Annotated in this window: 16 protein-coding genes; 11 read left to right on the forward strand and 5 right to left on the reverse strand. The window is 42.2% G+C overall.

The window, feature by feature from the left end:
• Positions 1–293 precede the first annotated feature (293 nt).
• Both ACTXGF_RS16025 and ACTXGF_RS16030 read left to right on the forward strand, forming a co-directional pair.
• Entirely contained in the window at positions 294–1,007 is a 714-nt protein-coding gene (locus ACTXGF_RS16025) for a pirin family protein (RefSeq protein WP_443534649.1), read from the forward strand.
• Positions 1,008–1,116: 109 nt separating this feature from the next.
• Positions 1,117–1,728 carry a nitroreductase family protein gene (locus ACTXGF_RS16030; protein ID WP_443534647.1) on the forward strand — a complete coding sequence of 204 codons (612 nt, stop codon included), beginning with the start codon at positions 1,117–1,119 and terminating at the stop codon, positions 1,726–1,728.
• A 199-nt stretch (positions 1,729–1,927) separates the two neighbouring features.
• Here ACTXGF_RS16030 and ACTXGF_RS16035 read toward each other — a convergent pair whose 3' ends face one another.
• The 3 genes from ACTXGF_RS16035 to nadR all read right to left on the reverse strand — a co-directional run bounded on the left by ACTXGF_RS16035 (position 1,928) and on the right by nadR (position 4,482).
• Positions 1,928–2,362, reverse strand: a complete 435-nt coding sequence (locus ACTXGF_RS16035; protein WP_443534645.1) for an Mpo1 family 2-hydroxy fatty acid dioxygenase — start codon at positions 2,360–2,362, stop codon at positions 1,928–1,930.
• A gap of 221 nt (positions 2,363–2,583) precedes the next feature.
• A complete protein-coding gene (pnuC, locus tag ACTXGF_RS16040) occupies positions 2,584–3,315 on the reverse strand; it encodes a nicotinamide riboside transporter PnuC (RefSeq protein WP_443534643.1) in 732 nt (243 codons plus the stop codon).
• A 108-nt stretch (positions 3,316–3,423) separates the two neighbouring features.
• Positions 3,424–4,482 carry a multifunctional transcriptional regulator/nicotinamide-nucleotide adenylyltransferase/ribosylnicotinamide kinase NadR gene (gene nadR / locus ACTXGF_RS16045; protein ID WP_443534641.1) on the reverse strand — a complete coding sequence of 353 codons (1,059 nt, stop codon included), beginning with the start codon at positions 4,480–4,482 and terminating at the stop codon, positions 3,424–3,426.
• Between the two features lie 761 nt (positions 4,483–5,243).
• Between nadR and ACTXGF_RS16050 the strand changes: the two genes are divergently transcribed.
• The 4 genes from ACTXGF_RS16050 to ACTXGF_RS16065 all read left to right on the forward strand — a co-directional run bounded on the left by ACTXGF_RS16050 (position 5,244) and on the right by ACTXGF_RS16065 (position 9,625).
• Positions 5,244–5,456 (forward strand): PspC domain-containing protein, encoded by a 213-nt coding sequence (locus ACTXGF_RS16050; RefSeq protein ID WP_057761485.1) that lies wholly within the window; start codon positions 5,244–5,246, stop codon positions 5,454–5,456.
• Between the two features lie 475 nt (positions 5,457–5,931).
• On the forward strand, positions 5,932–6,933 hold the full coding sequence (gene glyQ, locus ACTXGF_RS16055; protein WP_347163058.1) for a glycine--tRNA ligase subunit alpha: 1,002 nt from the start codon (positions 5,932–5,934) through the stop codon (positions 6,931–6,933).
• 9 nt (positions 6,934–6,942) lie between these two features.
• Positions 6,943–9,036, forward strand: a complete 2,094-nt coding sequence (glyS, locus tag ACTXGF_RS16060) for a glycine--tRNA ligase subunit beta (protein ID WP_443534639.1) — start codon at positions 6,943–6,945, stop codon at positions 9,034–9,036.
• A gap of 298 nt (positions 9,037–9,334) precedes the next feature.
• Entirely contained in the window at positions 9,335–9,625 is a 291-nt protein-coding gene (locus ACTXGF_RS16065) for a hypothetical protein (RefSeq protein WP_224737782.1), read from the forward strand.
• A 78-nt stretch (positions 9,626–9,703) separates the two neighbouring features.
• Here ACTXGF_RS16065 and ACTXGF_RS16070 read toward each other — a convergent pair whose 3' ends face one another.
• Together ACTXGF_RS16070 and ACTXGF_RS16075 are read right to left on the reverse strand one after the other, a co-directional pair.
• Positions 9,704–10,165: a cell division protein ZapA gene (locus ACTXGF_RS16070; protein ID WP_443534638.1), complete on the reverse strand. Its 462-nt coding sequence runs from the start codon at positions 10,163–10,165 to the stop codon at positions 9,704–9,706.
• Between the two features lie 108 nt (positions 10,166–10,273).
• On the reverse strand, positions 10,274–10,714 hold the full coding sequence (locus ACTXGF_RS16075; protein ID WP_057761479.1) for a hypothetical protein: 441 nt from the start codon (positions 10,712–10,714) through the stop codon (positions 10,274–10,276).
• A 212-nt stretch (positions 10,715–10,926) separates the two neighbouring features.
• Between ACTXGF_RS16075 and ACTXGF_RS16080 the strand changes: the two genes are divergently transcribed.
• From ACTXGF_RS16080 to ACTXGF_RS16100, 5 genes are all read left to right on the forward strand, one after another.
• Positions 10,927–11,580, forward strand: a complete 654-nt coding sequence (locus ACTXGF_RS16080; protein ID WP_057761477.1) for a UPF0149 family protein — start codon at positions 10,927–10,929, stop codon at positions 11,578–11,580.
• 48 nt (positions 11,581–11,628) lie between these two features.
• Complete coding sequence (gene argE / locus ACTXGF_RS16085) at positions 11,629–12,915, forward strand: acetylornithine deacetylase (RefSeq protein ID WP_443534636.1); 1,287 nt, start codon at positions 11,629–11,631, stop codon at positions 12,913–12,915.
• A gap of 169 nt (positions 12,916–13,084) precedes the next feature.
• The gene (locus ACTXGF_RS16090; RefSeq protein ID WP_443534634.1) at positions 13,085–13,813 is read left to right on the forward strand and encodes a LysE family translocator; all 729 of its coding nucleotides are present in this window, start codon (positions 13,085–13,087) and stop codon (positions 13,811–13,813) included.
• Positions 13,814–14,594: 781 nt separating this feature from the next.
• Complete coding sequence (locus ACTXGF_RS16095) at positions 14,595–15,809, forward strand: RtcB family protein (protein ID WP_443534632.1); 1,215 nt, start codon at positions 14,595–14,597, stop codon at positions 15,807–15,809.
• A gap of 141 nt (positions 15,810–15,950) precedes the next feature.
• Positions 15,951–16,205, forward strand: coding sequence for a hypothetical protein (locus tag ACTXGF_RS16100; RefSeq protein ID WP_443534631.1), 255 nt, complete (start codon positions 15,951–15,953; stop codon positions 16,203–16,205).
• The last annotated feature ends 102 nt before the right edge of the window (positions 16,206–16,307 follow it).

Here is a 16,307-nt window from a genome sequence, read left to right on the forward strand (position 1 = left end):
GGGTACTTTCAAATAAAGAGCGTCATGAAATTTTCACAGAAAACCTCAACAGCAGACAGTTTTCTATATAAGCATAACTTAAAGTAATTTATATAAAGTTAGCTGTGCTAATATATGTAAAAAATCTGTAGTACATTAGAACTGCTCTAATTGTTCTATAAAACAGAATAGTTAATTGCATTTAGTGTTGTTTATCTATGTAGTATTAATAATTATAATAAGCCCATTGTTTAAATAGATTAATCGATAATAAGTATATAGAGGATTAATCTGTTGATAGCTAAGGACAAATTATGAAAACAATCTATCATGCAGCAGACTCACGTGGCGATGCCAATCATGGCTGGCTTAAAAGCAGTCATACCTTTAGCTTTGCTAATTACCATAATCCTGAGCGTATGGGCTTTGGTGTCTTACGCGTTATTAATGATGATTTCGTCATTGGCGGTCAGGGGTTTGGCAATCACTCGCACCTTAACATGGAAATTATTAGTATTCCTCTATCCGGCAAGCTCGCTCATGGCGACAGTATCGGCAACGAGGGCGTCATAGAAACTGGTGAAATTCAAGTAATGTCAGCGGGTACAGGCATTACCCATAGTGAAATGAACGGTGACGATGCAGAGGCTGTGAGGTTTTTGCAAATTTGGGTGAAACCAAACAAAATGGATGTCGCACCGCGTTATCAGCAAGTGCATATGGGCGATATCATGCGACCTAACGAGTTTAGCCAAGTGCTATCACCTAATGCTGATGATGCAGGGGTTTGGATTCATCAAGATGCTTGGTTTAGCATGGGTGATTTTGACGAAGGCATATCGCAAACTTACCAGTTAAATGATCCTAACAACGGTGTCTACGTATTTGTCCTCAGCGGTGAGGTCGTGATACATGGCCAAGTCCTGTCTACTCGTGACGGCCTTTGCATTTGGGATACTCAGAGCTTTACGATGGATGCAACAGTAGCTAGCCGTGTGCTAGTGATGGAAGTACCGCTATTTATGTAGTCATTGAGAAGCAAAGCAATTTATCAATTAAAGTACTCATACCAATAAATATTAACGCTAAAAATTATTTTTATTAACAACTATTTTACCAACAACATGGAGAAACACTATGTCAGATTTAACAACATTACAGCAGCTAGCAGAGAAACGTCGTTCTATCTATGCGCTAAGCAACCAACTGCCAGTAGCTAACGACGAAATCGTAAAAATAGTTGAGCATGCTATTTTGCACACGCCATCGTCGTTTAACTCGCAATCAACGCGCATCGTTGTATTGTTCGGCGATGATCATCGTAAATTGTGGGATATGACCGAAGATACATTACGCGAAATCGTTGGTGACGAAGAGAAGTTCAAATCGACCAAAGAGCGTGTCAATGGTTTCCGTAACGGTGCTGGTACTGTATTGTTTTTTGAAGATCAAGCAGTCGTTAGAGGCATGCAAGAAGCAGCGCCACTATATGCTGATAACTTCCCAATCTGGGCAAGCCAAACCAGCGCCATGCATCAGTATGTTATCTGGACGGCACTAGCCAGTATCGGTGTTGGCGCAAACTTACAGCACTACAATCCAGTAATCGATCAAAAAGTAGCTAGCGCTTGGGATATCGACAAAGACTGGACGCTAAATGCACAGTTGGTATTTGGAACGATTGAGCAGCCAGCAGGCGAAAAAGCGTTCAAGCCAGTCGAAGAGCGTATGAAAGTGTTTGGTGCGTAAGATAGTGTAGTCTATTTTATATAGTCCCCAAAAATAAATAGTCCTAAAAGCTTACGTAAAACAAAAAACGCCACTCAGTAATCTCTGGGTGGCGATTTTTTGTTGGTGACATTCTTTTGTTGAGGGTGAGAATTATAGATTTTATCGAATAGCCTACAGCTAAGCTAGGTTCCTGAGAAAATTACGCAGAGATTAACGACTATTTACGCTGCATCAAACTGTTAGCCACCCATGCTGGACCGATTAACAAAAACTGTAAATCTTTAAAGAAAGAAGGCTTTTTGCCTTCGATTTTATGACCAATGAACTGGCCAATCCAAGCGACGACAAATACCGCTGCCCACGCTTTAAAGCCCCATGGCATCGCTGCCATCACTGATAGACAGATAAGAATAAACATTCCCATCGCTAAAAACAGTGGCGTAGATAAGCGTATATAAAACAATAATACTAATGCGCTTAGTACCAAGGTAAACCACACAGATAGTGACATGCCCATACCTAACAGACTGACAAAGATCGTCGGCACACATAGCCAATGGATTTTTTTATTGACCAAGTTTTGGTGACTGACAGAGTACTCACTAAGCCATTGCTCTAGCGTACGTTTGGACATTTTTGGTTGACGAGACATACTAACCTCCCTGTTAGTAAATAAGATAAGTAACTTATACTAGCTAATGGACTTGCTACTGATCTCGGTATGAAGATGATTGTTAACATCAGTTGTAGCACTAATTGCGCCTGTCTACCATGTTATCTGATAGACGGCACAGTCAAGTTTACTCGTACTATTGATACTATATCAGCAAGATTTTATTCAAACTTCTAAGGGGTTTTTCTATAAGAGACGCATTATCTTTGCTCGCTACGATGCCATTCATACAGGCCGATAAAGGCGTTTACTTGATACACCATAGTCTGAATAGCAAAGATATAGTTACCAGACATCAGATTCACAATGAGCCAGACGAAGTTGACGATAATCCACAACCACCAATTAAATGAATAACGCAGAATCATAGCTGCCTGAGCGGTAATAGAAAGCACAAAGGCAATCACATTAATCCAAAAGAAAGAGATAAATCCCAAAAACAGACTACTATCATCCTCTACGACCGCATAGCCGTAGCTCGCTAATAAGTCATTTACCGTAGGGAACAGTGCAAGTCCAACGATGATGAAGGCAGCGGTAATCAACCAAACAGCTTTACTTGCTGATTTAGGTATCATGTCGCCATCAGGATCGGTGTGCTTCGACCAATAAAAGATACCGTAAACATGGGTAAAAAAGTTAAATAGTGGAGCAAGCATCAAACCAACTGCGCCAGACGTTGCCTGCACAATGACTTCGCCAGCCGTTGCCCCCATACCAAAGCCATTGCCCATAACGTTTTTGCGGAATGATAGCGAGACCACGCAAACCAAACCAATGAACGAGACCGCTAAATAAAACCAATCAAGCGTGGTATGGTCTGTCGTGAGCCAAAAACCTGCGGACAAAGCAATAACACCGCAAATAAACCAAATGATAATCCATTGCATCGCCCATTTTCCGGTGATGTTGTCCAATAGCTGAATACGCATCGCTTTTCCCCTCAAGTAAATACTGATATCAACATAGTGCTAACTACCATGTGCTAGTTGAATAACATATGCTAGTGAATAAATTATTATAAATATGCTCAGTACAGTTTATGATTTTTTGCCATAGATATATTGATTAATCAATAGTAGTGCTTGCTGATAGCGAGCATCATAGTCAGGCTGATCAATCATATGCGGCGTAATATCGTGACGCGCAAAAATATCTATCAAACGCTGCTCAAAGCGTCCACGCGCTTCAGGCGTACCCAAAGATCGCATACCATCATCAACCCATGGCGTATTGTTATCTAACATAATGGTGTGGTCTAAACGAAATTCATCGATACAAGCAGCCACAAAGGGATGTGTTCGACCCTCATACTCTTCACAAAATGCTTGCGTAGTGACAAAGTCAGTATCAACGATGGTGATAGGGGCCGTTGCATTGGCTTTAGCTTCTCGGATTGCCTCAGCATGGTCGAGACAAATAGGGCCATAATCACTGTACTGTAATCCAACCTCGCTACCACCCAAATCTGTACCGACATACAGACGCCCCATTTCTAGGGCAAAGCTGGCACCATAATAATTGGCAAGCTTATGTACCAGCGTTGTTTTACCTGAGCTTTCACCGCCGACGATAGCGACAGTCTTGGTATAGTCGGCGCGGGCTTGCGGATGAAGTGCTGACCAATGGGCAACGGGATCACGCGCAATCGCATAAGAGTCAAATTCCGGCTGTAGCGGCGTAGTAACGACTGGCAAAAGCAGCTGCTCTTGTATGTCATTGCGAGTGAGCGGATGGTTTTCCGCCATAAACAATACAGTCTCTGCTGATAGTGATAGTGCGTCCATTAAGCGTTGCAATTTGGCATTACTAGCAGCGACATCAATACTGACATCATCACTGGCACTATACAGATTTTCGTGCAGCGGTAGTTCGCTCTCATGAGTAGTATGAATATGAATAAATGGCAAGTCGGCACAGGCCATCTGTAGCCAACGCGCTTTGTCTTGTAAGGTAATAGTAAAATCAGGATGCGGCAATGGATGCGCCATAATAACGATATGCAAGGTTTTGGCTTGTCCTGCTGCATTCAATATGCTGCGCATCTGTCCTAAATGTAGGGGTTCAAAATGACCAATCATCAATCCAGTGTCGTACATAGTTATCCTTATTATTTTTTTATTTTAATCTCAGTGTTCCATGTCTATTCCAAAAAATATGTCTAATGCTGTCTAAGTTAGATAATCCAAACTAGATATCTATCAAGATCCAAAGCAGAAATCTATTAAGAATCGTAATACCAACCACGTTATTTACTTTCAATCTTCTTCGTAAAGGTATTTTTATCTAACAGTTGAGCAGGGTTCTAACTTTCATCATAGAACGTCTGAAAACCTAAGTTGCTTATCAGCATAGTATACTTATCAGCATGGTATAAAGCTTTTGGAGGATTTGCAGGTGGGTTATTGTAAAAATGAGGTATATCGCACGTACACGGAATCGCGGATTTTTAATTGAGGTTTTTTTAACTGGGTAAACTTGGTTAGCTAAAAGATTATTCAGGCTATTAAAATTTTCACTCGATTTTAGCGTTATGAAGCGAGCCTATCTCTTTGATTAAATTAAAAATAACAAGATACGTGAAGCGAGATTGCAAGGTTATAGCAACAAAGATGATTTTGAAACATTTTGAAATAACTATTTAAAATCAGGGGCTTGCATGGTGCTATGACAGATTAGGGTAAGCTTGAGTAGCATAAACTCACAAAGTACTGCTATACCTTCAACAGATAAATCCTGAATTATTGATATACTGATTCGTAAGTTAGCAAAGCAAGATAATGTTTTAGCTAAATACGTAAGACAATCAGAAAAATAGAATAAAAAATAAACAAGAATAGAAAATAGAGAGGTATTTGATTTGGCTAAGTTAGCAAAATTACATCGCTCACCAAACAATCGCATGATAGCAGGCGTGATGGGTGGCATTGCAGAATATGCTGGTTGGTCGCCAACATGGGTGAGAGTATTATTCGTAATCATCTCATCGTTAAGCGCAGCAGTACCAGGCATTTTGATTTATATTATCCTATGGATAATTATGCCAAAAGCCAACAGTCAGTCTTATCAATAATAGAAGCCTGATAGTTATTTTCAAAATTAGCTTTTTTAAAATTATGTTTTCTGAACCAGTTAAAGAGTCAAGTTTAAGTTAGACGTAATTGCTAAAAACAGTAAACCTCCAAAAAATAAAAAGCCTGACCAATCAGGATGCCCAAGACACAATTTTCCTCCTGCCCGAATGCTAGCGCATTTGGGTATTTTTTTATTTATTGTATTAGTACTACTTCCATGATGATTTGCCTGAAAATACGCTATACAACCGAGGTTTTGTGCCCACTATGCAAATTTAGTTGATGTAAATATGGATAAAATAGTCAATTTTTAGTAAGGTGAGCAGGCAGATAGAGTCGTTGCCGAATAGGTCGCGCGTGCGCTATCAGAGATTTATTTAATAATACTCATTTCACAGTGGCTTTACTATGAAAACCGAAACTATGACATCCCAAGCGATAACCCCGATGACACAAGATAAAGACTCTCAACCGATGACTTTTCAAGATTTAATCTTAACTTTGCAAAATTATTGGGCCGACAAAGGCTGCGTTGTATTGCAGCCTTATGACATGGAAGTCGGTGCAGGTACTTTTCATACCGCGACGTTTTTGCGCTCATTAGGTCCTGAGCGCTGGAATGCGGCCTATGTACAGCCATCACGTCGTCCTACTGACGGGCGCTATGGTGATAACCCGAACCGCCTGCAGCATTATTATCAGTTCCAAGTTGTACTAAAGCCAAATCCACCGAACATCCAAGAGTTGTATTTGGATTCACTACGAGCCATTGGTATCGATCCATTAGTGCATGATGTGCGCTTTGTAGAAGACAACTGGGAGTCGCCAACGCTTGGTGCGTGGGGACTTGGTTGGGAGATTTGGCTAAACGGTATGGAAGTCACGCAGTTCACCTACTTCCAGCAAGTCGGCGGTATCGAGTGCTTCCCAGTCACTGGCGAAATCACTTACGGGCTTGAGCGTTTGGCCATGTATGTACAAGGCGTTGATAGCGTTTATGATTTGGTCTGGGCAGACGGTGAGTTTGGTCGTGTGACTTATGGTGATGTTTTTCATCAAAACGAGGTCGAGCAGTCTACCTACAACTTTGAGCACGCTGATGTGCCGATGATGGGCGAGATGTTTGACTTTTATGAGCAACAAGCCGACAAATTGGTCGATGCAGGATTGCCGTTACCCGCTTATGAGATGGTATTAAAAGCATCTCATGCGTTTAACTTGCTTGATGCACGCGGCGCTATTTCAGTGACTGAGCGTCAGCGTTTTATCCTGCGTGTGCGTACGCTTGCTCGTAAGGTTGCCTTTGGTTATGTCGAAGCTCGTGCCAAATTGGGCTTCCCATTGGCTGATGAAGAACATCGCCAAGCCGCGCTTGATAAGTATTTGCCAAAAGAAGACGTGTCAAAGGACAGCTTAGCAGCAGACAACTCAGCAAAAGAAACTACTGATACTAACCAATCTACTAACGATAAATAGGAGCATCCCATGAGTACTATTCTATTTGAACTGGGGTGTGAAGAGCTACCTCCAAAGAGCCTAAAACCATTACGTGATGCGCTACAAACCAGTGTCACTGAGCAATTAACTGCAGCAGATATTACCTTTGATAGCATCAAGGCTTTTGCTGCTCCGCGCCGTTTGGCAATTCAGATTCAAGGTATTAGCGATAAGCAGCCGGATCGTACTGAACAAAAACGCGGACCAGCGATTAAAGCGGCGTTTGACGCAGAGGGTAATCCAACACGTGCGGCCATGGGTTTTGCCAAAGGCTTGGGTATTGAAGCCAGCGAGCTTACGACGATTAATACCGATAAAGGTGACTATGTTGGTTTTGAGCAGACTATCCGTGGTCAAGCGACTACTGAGCTACTACCTGCTATTTTCCAAACTGCACTAGATAATCTGCCGATTGCTAAGCGTATGCGCTCAGGTGCTAGCCGTAACGAGTTTGTGCGTCCAGTACAGTGGGCAGTATTAATGCAGGATGATACTGTCATTGATGCCACTATCCAAGGTCATCAGACTGGTACGCAAACGCGTGGTCATCGCTTCCACAGCCCTGACTACCATAACATTGCTCATGCCAATGATTACGAACAGTTGCTAGACGATCTAAAAGTAGTGGCAGATTTTGATAAGCGTCAAATGCTGATCAAAAACCAAGTCAAAGCTTTGGCAGATGAAGTTAATTCTGATGCCATCGTACCGCAAGATTTGTTGGATGAAGTCACCGCATTGGTTGATTTCCCAATTGCGCTACGAGCGAGCTTTGAAGCACGCTTTTTACAAGTACCGCAAGAAGCGCTTATCTCGACCATGCAAGCGGATCAAAAGTATTTCTGCTTAACCGATAAAACTGGCAAATTACAGCCTTACTTTATCTTTATTACCAATATTGAATCAAAAGATCCTAACCAGATTATCGAAGGTAATGAAAAAGTTGTGCGTCCACGTTTGGCTGATGCAGAGTTTTTCTTCTTGCAAGATCAAAAGCAGCCGTTGTTTGCGCTCACAGAAAGCCTAAAAAATCGCGTATTCCAAGACAAATTGGGTACGATTTGGGAGAAGTCTGAGCGTATTGCTAAACTTGCTGCGTTTATCGCTACGTTGATGCAGCAGCAAGGCCACGATATCAATGTTGATGAAACCGTACGTGCAGGCATTTTGTCTAAAGCGGATTTGGCCAGCTCGCTCGTCGGCGAATACCCTGAATTACAAGGTATCGCAGGTACGTATTATGCGCGCCTAAATAATGAGCCAGAAGCGGTCGCTGCCAGTTTAGAAGAGCAGTATCTGCCGAAATTCAGCGGTGATGTATTACCACAAACACCGATTGGTATTTGCCTAGCATTGGCTGACCGTTTGGACACATTGGTTGGTATTTTTGCGATTGACCAAGCACCAACGGGTTCAAAGGATCCGTTTAGCTTACGTCGTTCTGCTATTGGTATCTTGCGTATTTTGATCGAAAAGCAGTTGCCGATTAATCTGGTAGCGCTCGTTGAGCAAGCGATTAAAGGCTATAGCGATGCTGAAGGTAGCAAGATTGCCAAAATGGGTGATACTTTTACCCAAGTCATGGCATTCCTAAACTCGCGCTACCGTGCGATGTATACGGAGCAGGGCGTTAGTGTCGATACGATTCAAGCAGTGCAAGCGATTAACCCGCATATGCCGCTTGATTTTGATCAGCGTATCCGTGCAGTGCAAGCATTTAGCGAGCTATCACAAGCGTCGATGTTGGCTGACTCAAACAAACGTGTTGCTAATATATTGGCCAAGTCAGAAGTGAGCGTGGCTGATACAGTCGATGAAGCACTACTGTCTGAATCTGCTGAGCAAAACCTATATGCAGATGTGCAGCAAGCACAGACAGTGGTACAACCATTGCTTGAGCAAGCGGACTATACGCAAGTATTGCAAACGCTGGCTAGCTTAGATGAGCCGTTGACCCAGTTCTTTGATCAAGTAATGGTCAACAGTGAAGATGCTGCGCTTAAAAACAATCGTTTGGCATTGCTAAAGCAGCTTCGCGCCTTGTTCTTGACAGTAGCTGATATCAGCGAGCTACAGCTGTAACCCTGCTAAAAGCTGATAGTTACTTTAACTTGACTGTCCTTTTAACTTGACGGTTACTTCTGATAAAAAAACCTGGCTTATCGTGGCCAGGTTTTTTGTTGTACAGTTGACGGATTTGTTGGTAGGTTTATCTAGTGGATATAACTCGTCCGTTAGCGCAATCAGTAATTAAACGGTAAAGGCATTGTATTATCGCTATTATTGACGGTAAAATTTATGCTATCAAAACGTATTAAATAATCTTATTTAGTAGATTTCGTTATTTCTCACGTTTACCCGTAATCGAAGGAGCACTGCCGTGTTTGCTGTTATTATCGTCATCCTTATTATCTGGGCTTCAATGTGGGCTTTTTATAAGTTTATGTACCCGCGTGCACCTAAGAGTATGATGCCAAAAGAAGGGGATGTGACCACTCCGCGTCAGTGCAATTTCTGTGGCAACAGCTTGGCTGAATATCGCGGTGTACTTGAAACCAAACCAAGTACAGCTACCGATGGCAATGTTGAAGCGAACCAAGAGTTATTCTTTTGCAATTATGAGCATCAGGCAGACTTTCACGCAGGCAAGACCTACACACCTTATGCATAAATAGATAAATGATTGACCATAAAAAAGCGCCTAACTTTATTGGCTAGGCGCTTATATGTTTAATACAGTACGATGCATCTACAGAATAGAATGAGCATCCTTCATAATTTTATTGAGCAATGCCTCGGACTGTTTGTCTTTCTGCAAACGATCTTCATCACTTCTTTGATTGGCATGGATTTTTTCATACAAGTTTAAGCAGCACAGTACCAGTATGCTTTCTTGGCTGAGGCTTGGCGCATCTCTTTTTAGATCGAGCGCATAGTTGTTGATATACGAAACCGCTGACAGTAGCTCTTCTTGCTCATGTACTGGACAAAATATTGGATAAGTAACCCCAGCAATCGCAATATCGACTTTTTTGATTTGTGGTTCTGGCGCTTTAGGTGTCTTGGTATTAGATTGTGCCATGGCGCTTGTTATATTTGATGCTGCTGGTGTCGTTTTTTGCGCTGGCGCTGGCACACTTGTTACTGGCGCACTTGGCGCTTGAGTATTTTTTGGTTGTTTTTCTATCGATTTGCTTTGGTCATCGGTCATGATAAATCCTACAATGTCTGGTCAGTGAAATGAGTGATATCAGATTTTACAAATAGCATTTAGCAGTTTAATAAGCACTACGTCTTAATTATCTACTGCAAGAACGCGTTAGCCTTCTGCCTGATCAATACGAGTTAGGCGCTGTAATACGACTTGCGTACGCTCGGCTGCCAATTGGTTCTTCTTTTGCAGTTCACTGTTTTGTTGTTTGATATCGCTATACTGCTGCTTTAGCTCATTATTGTGTTGTTGCAGCTCGCTGTTTTGTTGTTGTAATTGGCTGATCTGTTTTTGCAGTTTGTCTTGTTCTTCACCGATCATATGGTGCGCTTCTGCAAGACTCTGATAGCGCTTGTCGAGATCGTTCAGTTGTTTTTTGGCACCGTCACGTTCGTTATGACTGTTATCTAATTTGGTTTTTAGAGCGGCAAATTCTTTTGAATCAGTAACAGGGTGTTGTTTTAAGCTGCTAAGTTCAGCACTGACAAGCTGATACTGTTTTTTGATGTCGAGTACCATTTTTTCTAATATTCTAAGTTGATCATACATAGTCAGTTTTTATCCTTAACAAGTAAGCGTGAATGAATTTTGTTCGCTGCATTTAATAATGCCATAGGTGACCGCATAATATCTATATCAACAAAGTAATTACAAGCATCAGGCTTTGTCTTTTCACTTTTATTTATCGATGATTTGTCTATGACATTTTATCGCGACTATTTTTATTTTATGAGCAGTAATCAATTACTAGGACATCTATTATGAATGATAATATCTCTGGCTGGAATACTTGGCTGACTGCGTTTGATGATTGGACGGACGTGTCTATCAGCGAAGTGCATGGCATGATGACAGGGCTTATGACGGCTTGTAATGCGCCTGACGAAGCAACTTGGGCCAAGGTGTTTGAAGAGCTCAGCTTTGCCCCATTACCAGAGCCTGCATTGACCTTGCTGACAGAAGAAGCGGAAGACATCGTTTTTCAGCTAAAAGACAAAGATGATGCCTACGCGTACATGCCGCTCATCCCAGATGATGAACATGATTTATACGAGCGCGTGATGGCGTTGAAACAGTGGGCAAACGGTTTTATGACTGGTTTTGGTATTACCGATTGTGGTTTGACCAGTGAAGAAAACGAGATGCTATCGGATTTGGCTAAGATCGGCGCAATTCGTCTCGAAGATGATGAAGATTTTGAAGGTGGCGAAGAGTCTTATCTTTATATCTATGAATTTGCTCGTATGGTACCCGTAAGCTTTGCTACGCGTAAACGCAAGGCTGTCAAAGATATCGCGCTCATCGCTGGTTTGTCTATCGATGCCAAAACAACCAAAGAGCTACAGGCAGAAGGCAAGCTACCAAAACCAATGCCGCCAGTGGTTGATGTGATGAATCATAACAATCCATCGTAAGGCAGCTCTGACACATCATAGTTCTGAAAATTGTAGTAAGGATATTTTATGATCCAAAATAACAGTAGTAATAGCGACAACGTCAGTAATAGCGATAACGTTAGCAGTAGCAGCGATGTCCAGCTGAAAAGTATCGAGCATCCTACTCAGAGTCTCGATTGGCTAACACGTCTCATCGCCTTTGATACGGTCAGTCGCCATTCTAATTTGGCTTTGATTAACGATGTAAAGTCTTATTGTGAGCAGTTGGGTTTGACGGTAGATTTGACCTTTAATGAAGCTAAGACCAAAGCTAACTTGTTTGTGACTGTACCAGCTGGTGAAAACGCTGATATTATCAATAACGGTCTGGTCTTATCAGGTCATACCGACGTTGTGCCAGTTGATGGGCAAGCGTGGTCTTCAGAGCCATTTACCGCGACGATACGTGGTGATAAGCTATATGGTCGCGGTGCGTGTGATATGAAGGGCTTTATCGCTTGTGCGCTAACGATATTGCCGCAAGCCGTGCAGTTATCGAACAGCGGTCAGCTACGTCGTCCATTACATTTAGCATTGTCGTTCGATGAAGAGGTTGGCTGCTTGGGTGCGCCATTGATTTTGGCAGACCTAAAAGCACGCGGCATCACGCCTGATTACTGTATCGTTGGTGAGCCCACTAACATGGCTATGGTAGTTGCACATAAAGGCATCGCGGTTTATCGTTGCCGTGTACATGGCAAGTCGGCGCATTCGTCACTGATTGCACAAGGTGTCAATGCTATTAGCTACGCTAGCAGATTGGTTGGCTATGTAGATACGCTTGCTGAAGAGCTGAGCGCTCGTGATGATAACGATGCATTATTTACAGTGCCTTATTCGACATTGTCAGTAGGTACCATACATGGTGGTACAGCGACTAATATCGTGCCCAACCTATGCGAGTTTACTTTTGACTATCGTAACCTGCCGCATATGACGCAAGACGATATACTAGAGCCCATTCAGGCAAAAGTCGCTGAGCTAAACGCGCAAATGCAAGCGCGCGCGCCAGAGACTGGTATTGAGCTGATGCAAGAAGAAAGCGTCCCAGCAATGACTGATAATGATAGCGCTGAGTTGCAATCACTAATCGCTGCGCTGACAGGAGATGATGAGCGTCATAAAGTGGCTTACGCGACTGAAGGCGGTCAGTTTACCAATGCAGGTATCCCAACGATTATCTGTGGCCCTGGTAGTATTGAGCAGGCGCACAAAGCGGATGAGTATGTGGAGCTTAGCGAAATTGAACGCTGCGATGCGTTTTTAAAGAAGCTGTTAGATAGCTGTACGATTCAGCCGTCCATGCAATCATAATTATTCAGTAGAAGGCGTGACGTTCCTTTAATAATTTCTGCGAGACTTTTTGATATATAAGTATAAATGACACCGTCTTGATGGCGGTGTTTATTTTTTAGTCGCATATTTAAGTCGTATAGCCGTTTGTATTAGAACCATTTACACATGACAAAGTAGGGGTGGGTTGATGTCTTGGCATCTGTTTGCAGTGTTTTTCGCAAGTACGTTTTTTATCTCAGCGACCCCTGGTCCTAATATGCTGCTAGCATTTCAGTACGGCATGAACTATGGCGTTAAACGAACCTTATGGACACTGGCAGGTCTGAGCCTTGGCTTGTTTGTATTACTGCTATCAACACTGCTTGGATTGGATGTAATCAGTCGCCAGTCACCGTGGCTACTGACCATTATCAAAGCCGTGGGGGCAGCATATTTAGTCTATTTGGGTATCAGCTCTTGGCGCAATGCTGGCGACGGTAGCTTGATGAGCGATGCTAAAGAGTTGAGTGCCGAGGCAGCAGCAGACTATGCTGCCACTGATGGCGCACCTAGTAAACCGCAGCCGCGTTCACTATCTAGTGCCGCTACTAAAATAGCGCCGAGTAATACTACCTTGTTTCGTACTGGTGTTTGGGTATCATTATCTAATCCGAAAGCTATCTTGTTCTTTGCTGCTTTTTTTCCTAAATTTATCAATTTCAGTGCGCCACTATGGCCACAATATGTTCTATTGACTATCGGCTTGTTTTTGAGTGAAACGATTTGGCAAATCGTATATACGCTAGGTGGCAAAAAGCTAGCAAGCTGGCTCGATGTTGGTAATCGTTTAGCATGGCTCAATCGTGGTTGTGGGGTGATATTTATAATTATCGCTGCTGCTTTATTGGCTGAAGTGATAAATAGTTTTATGGTTTAAAAAATACCGATAAGATTTCAAATTAAAGTGATTAATTAAAAACACATTTATTAAATTATTTTCTATACAAGCCAAATTAATTATTGACTTTAATTTTTAAACCGTTATTATTGGCTCATTGATTTATATCGTTTATCTTTCATAAGCGATAAATCGTTTTAATTAATCTGCTATTGTCGCCCTGACATTAGCCACAACCTATGGAGGAATCATCGTGTCCTATATAACTACCAAGACGTTTTTAAAGATTGAATGTGTAAACCACATGACAGCAATGACGACTTCGAACAGGTTTGGCTGAATCTATATATAAGCTATTGAGTGATATCCTATCTATTGATATCAACGAATAGCGTTCTGTATTTACTCGCTCTATCCTTCGTTTAAGTCTACTGTGCCAAATTTGCTCTGCGATTGTGCTAAGCCATATTGCGCTTGCTGTTATCTGTTTACCTAACATTTTTCTTTACCGTTATTGCTAATAAAGCGACTCAGGCTATGATTTAGCTAAAGCTTTTCTATGCGTATACTATTTACGCTGTGGCCGACGGTGCTGATCTATATTATCTTTCTTTAAAACGTCCATCATAAATTAACCATGCATTTTTATTGATTTTTTAATTAATAAAAATACGGTATTTTATTGTCTTTATTTTATGATTTATTAACTTATGTGCTTATTAAACGTATCGTTTAATGGAGACGGGTAAGTAATGTCTAAAAATTAGTAAATTAAAAAATATGTATGGTTATAAAAATAATAAAACGGAAATAATAAATCATGAGCATTCAATTAATATTAAATGAAAACCGCAAACACGGCGTACCCGTCAAGATTTACACCTCAGATGTTGAGCAAGGTGCGATGCAGCAACTACGCAATTTAGCTCAGCTAGAGTTTGTACACTCACACATTGCGGTGATGCCCGATGTGCACGTTGGCAAAGGCGCAACAGTTGGCAGTGTGATTCCGACCAAGTCTGCCATTATTCCTGCGGCAGTCGGTGTGGACATTGGCTGCGGTATGAATGCGGTACGTTTGTCTCTGACAGCGAGTGATTTGCCTGACAGTTTGAAGTCATTGCGATCGATCGTTGAGCAGCAAGTGCCAGTCGGCTTTAACATGCACAAGCAAATCCAAGCTAAGAACTCAACGCTTGATCCGTTGGGCAAACGCCTCAAACCGATTACTGATAAGCATCCAGGTTTACTCAAAATGCTTAAAGGTTTTGAGCGTACGTGGGCGAAACAGTTGGGGACATTGGGCGGTGGCAATCATTTCATTGAGCTGTGCTTGGATGAAAACAAGGATGTCTGGGTCATGCTGCATTCTGGCAGTCGCGGCATCGGTAATTGTATCGGCCAGTACTTTATTAACCTTGCCAAAAAAGAGCGTCAATCGCGCTTCGGCCATGTATCAGATCGTGATTTGTCTTACTTTGCCGAAGGGTCTGATAGTTTTGCTGATTATGTCGAAGCAGTGGGCTGGGCGCAGGACTACGCGCTAGAAAATCGCCGTGAGATGATGCGCTTGGTCATTAAGTCATTGCAGTCGCCACAAGCGGGATTGCCACGATTTCAGTTGACCAAAGAAGCCATCAATTGTCATCATAACTATGTCAATGAAGAGGTGCATTTTGGTGAGCAAGTCTATGTGACGCGTAAAGGTGCGATCAGTGCTTATGAAGGTGAGCTTGGTATTATTCCAGGATCTATGGGCGCAAAATCCTTTATCGTACGTGGTCTGGGCGCAGCGGAATCGTTTTGCTCATGTTCACATGGGGCAGGACGACAGATGAGCCGAGGTAAAGCTATGCGAGCGTTCACCATCGACGAGCTAAAAGCGCAGACGGATGGCGTCGAGTGTCGCAAAGACAAAGGCGTCATCGATGAAATACCTGGCGCGTATAAAGACATCGATGAAGTGATGGCCAATCAAACGGATTTGGTTAAGGTGGTGCATACGCTTAAACAGGTCATGTGCATTAAAGGCTAATGAGTAAAACCATAGCGAGTCACGACGGTGTCAATCGAGCTAAGTGTACTATTTGCGCTCGATTTCCTAGTCGTGACCTCACTATGCTGTTACTCGAATATATAAAACAGACTTAGAGCTATTAAAAATATAGGTAACAATATGAGCTTAAAACAAACTTTAAAAAAGGCCAAACAAATTGAACGGCAGTTAGAACAGCAAGCGCAGTTAGAACGTCAAAATATAACAGGTACACAGCAATCGCTAGGTACTGTCAAACCGCGCAACTACTTGGCACTGGATCCACTGTTAAGAAAAGGTGGTATTCATGAGAAAGAAGATATCGATATCATCCGAAAAAAACGTCGCCGCGAGACCAAGCAACAATTGCGACGGACAGATTGGTTATCGGAGTAGCAACCGTTCATCTTAATCTTAAATTTAAACAACAAAAAAGCCATTCGCTATTATAGTGAACGGCTTTTTTTATTTTTACTCAAACTTATAACTTAACTACTG

Source organism: Psychrobacter sp. 1Y6 (assembly GCF_052258385.2).
GTDB lineage: Bacteria > Pseudomonadota > Gammaproteobacteria > Pseudomonadales > Moraxellaceae > Psychrobacter.

Coding starts and splice junctions, on each gene's coding strand:
- ACTXGF_RS16025 (WP_443534649.1), top strand. CDS start 294: ATGAAAACAATCTATCATGCAGCAGACTCACGTGGCGATGCCAATCAT.
- ACTXGF_RS16030 (WP_443534647.1), top strand. CDS start 1,117: ATGTCAGATTTAACAACATTACAGCAGCTAGCAGAGAAACGTCGTTCT.
- ACTXGF_RS16035 (WP_443534645.1), bottom strand. CDS start 2,362: ATGTCTCGTCAACCAAAAATGTCCAAACGTACGCTAGAGCAATGGCTT.
- pnuC (WP_443534643.1), bottom strand. CDS start 3,315: ATGCGTATTCAGCTATTGGACAACATCACCGGAAAATGGGCGATGCAA.
- nadR (WP_443534641.1), bottom strand. CDS start 4,482: ATGTACGACACTGGATTGATGATTGGTCATTTTGAACCCCTACATTTA.
- glyQ (WP_347163058.1), top strand. CDS start 5,932: ATGACTTTTCAAGATTTAATCTTAACTTTGCAAAATTATTGGGCCGAC.
- glyS (WP_443534639.1), top strand. CDS start 6,943: ATGAGTACTATTCTATTTGAACTGGGGTGTGAAGAGCTACCTCCAAAG.
- ACTXGF_RS16070 (WP_443534638.1), bottom strand. CDS start 10,165: ATGACCGATGACCAAAGCAAATCGATAGAAAAACAACCAAAAAATACT.
- ACTXGF_RS16075 (WP_057761479.1), bottom strand. CDS start 10,714: ATGTATGATCAACTTAGAATATTAGAAAAAATGGTACTCGACATCAAA.
- ACTXGF_RS16080 (WP_057761477.1), top strand. CDS start 10,927: ATGAATGATAATATCTCTGGCTGGAATACTTGGCTGACTGCGTTTGAT.
- argE (WP_443534636.1), top strand. CDS start 11,629: ATGATCCAAAATAACAGTAGTAATAGCGACAACGTCAGTAATAGCGAT.
- ACTXGF_RS16090 (WP_443534634.1), top strand. CDS start 13,085: ATGTCTTGGCATCTGTTTGCAGTGTTTTTCGCAAGTACGTTTTTTATC.
- ACTXGF_RS16095 (WP_443534632.1), top strand. CDS start 14,595: ATGAGCATTCAATTAATATTAAATGAAAACCGCAAACACGGCGTACCC.
- ACTXGF_RS16100 (WP_443534631.1), top strand. CDS start 15,951: ATGAGCTTAAAACAAACTTTAAAAAAGGCCAAACAAATTGAACGGCAG.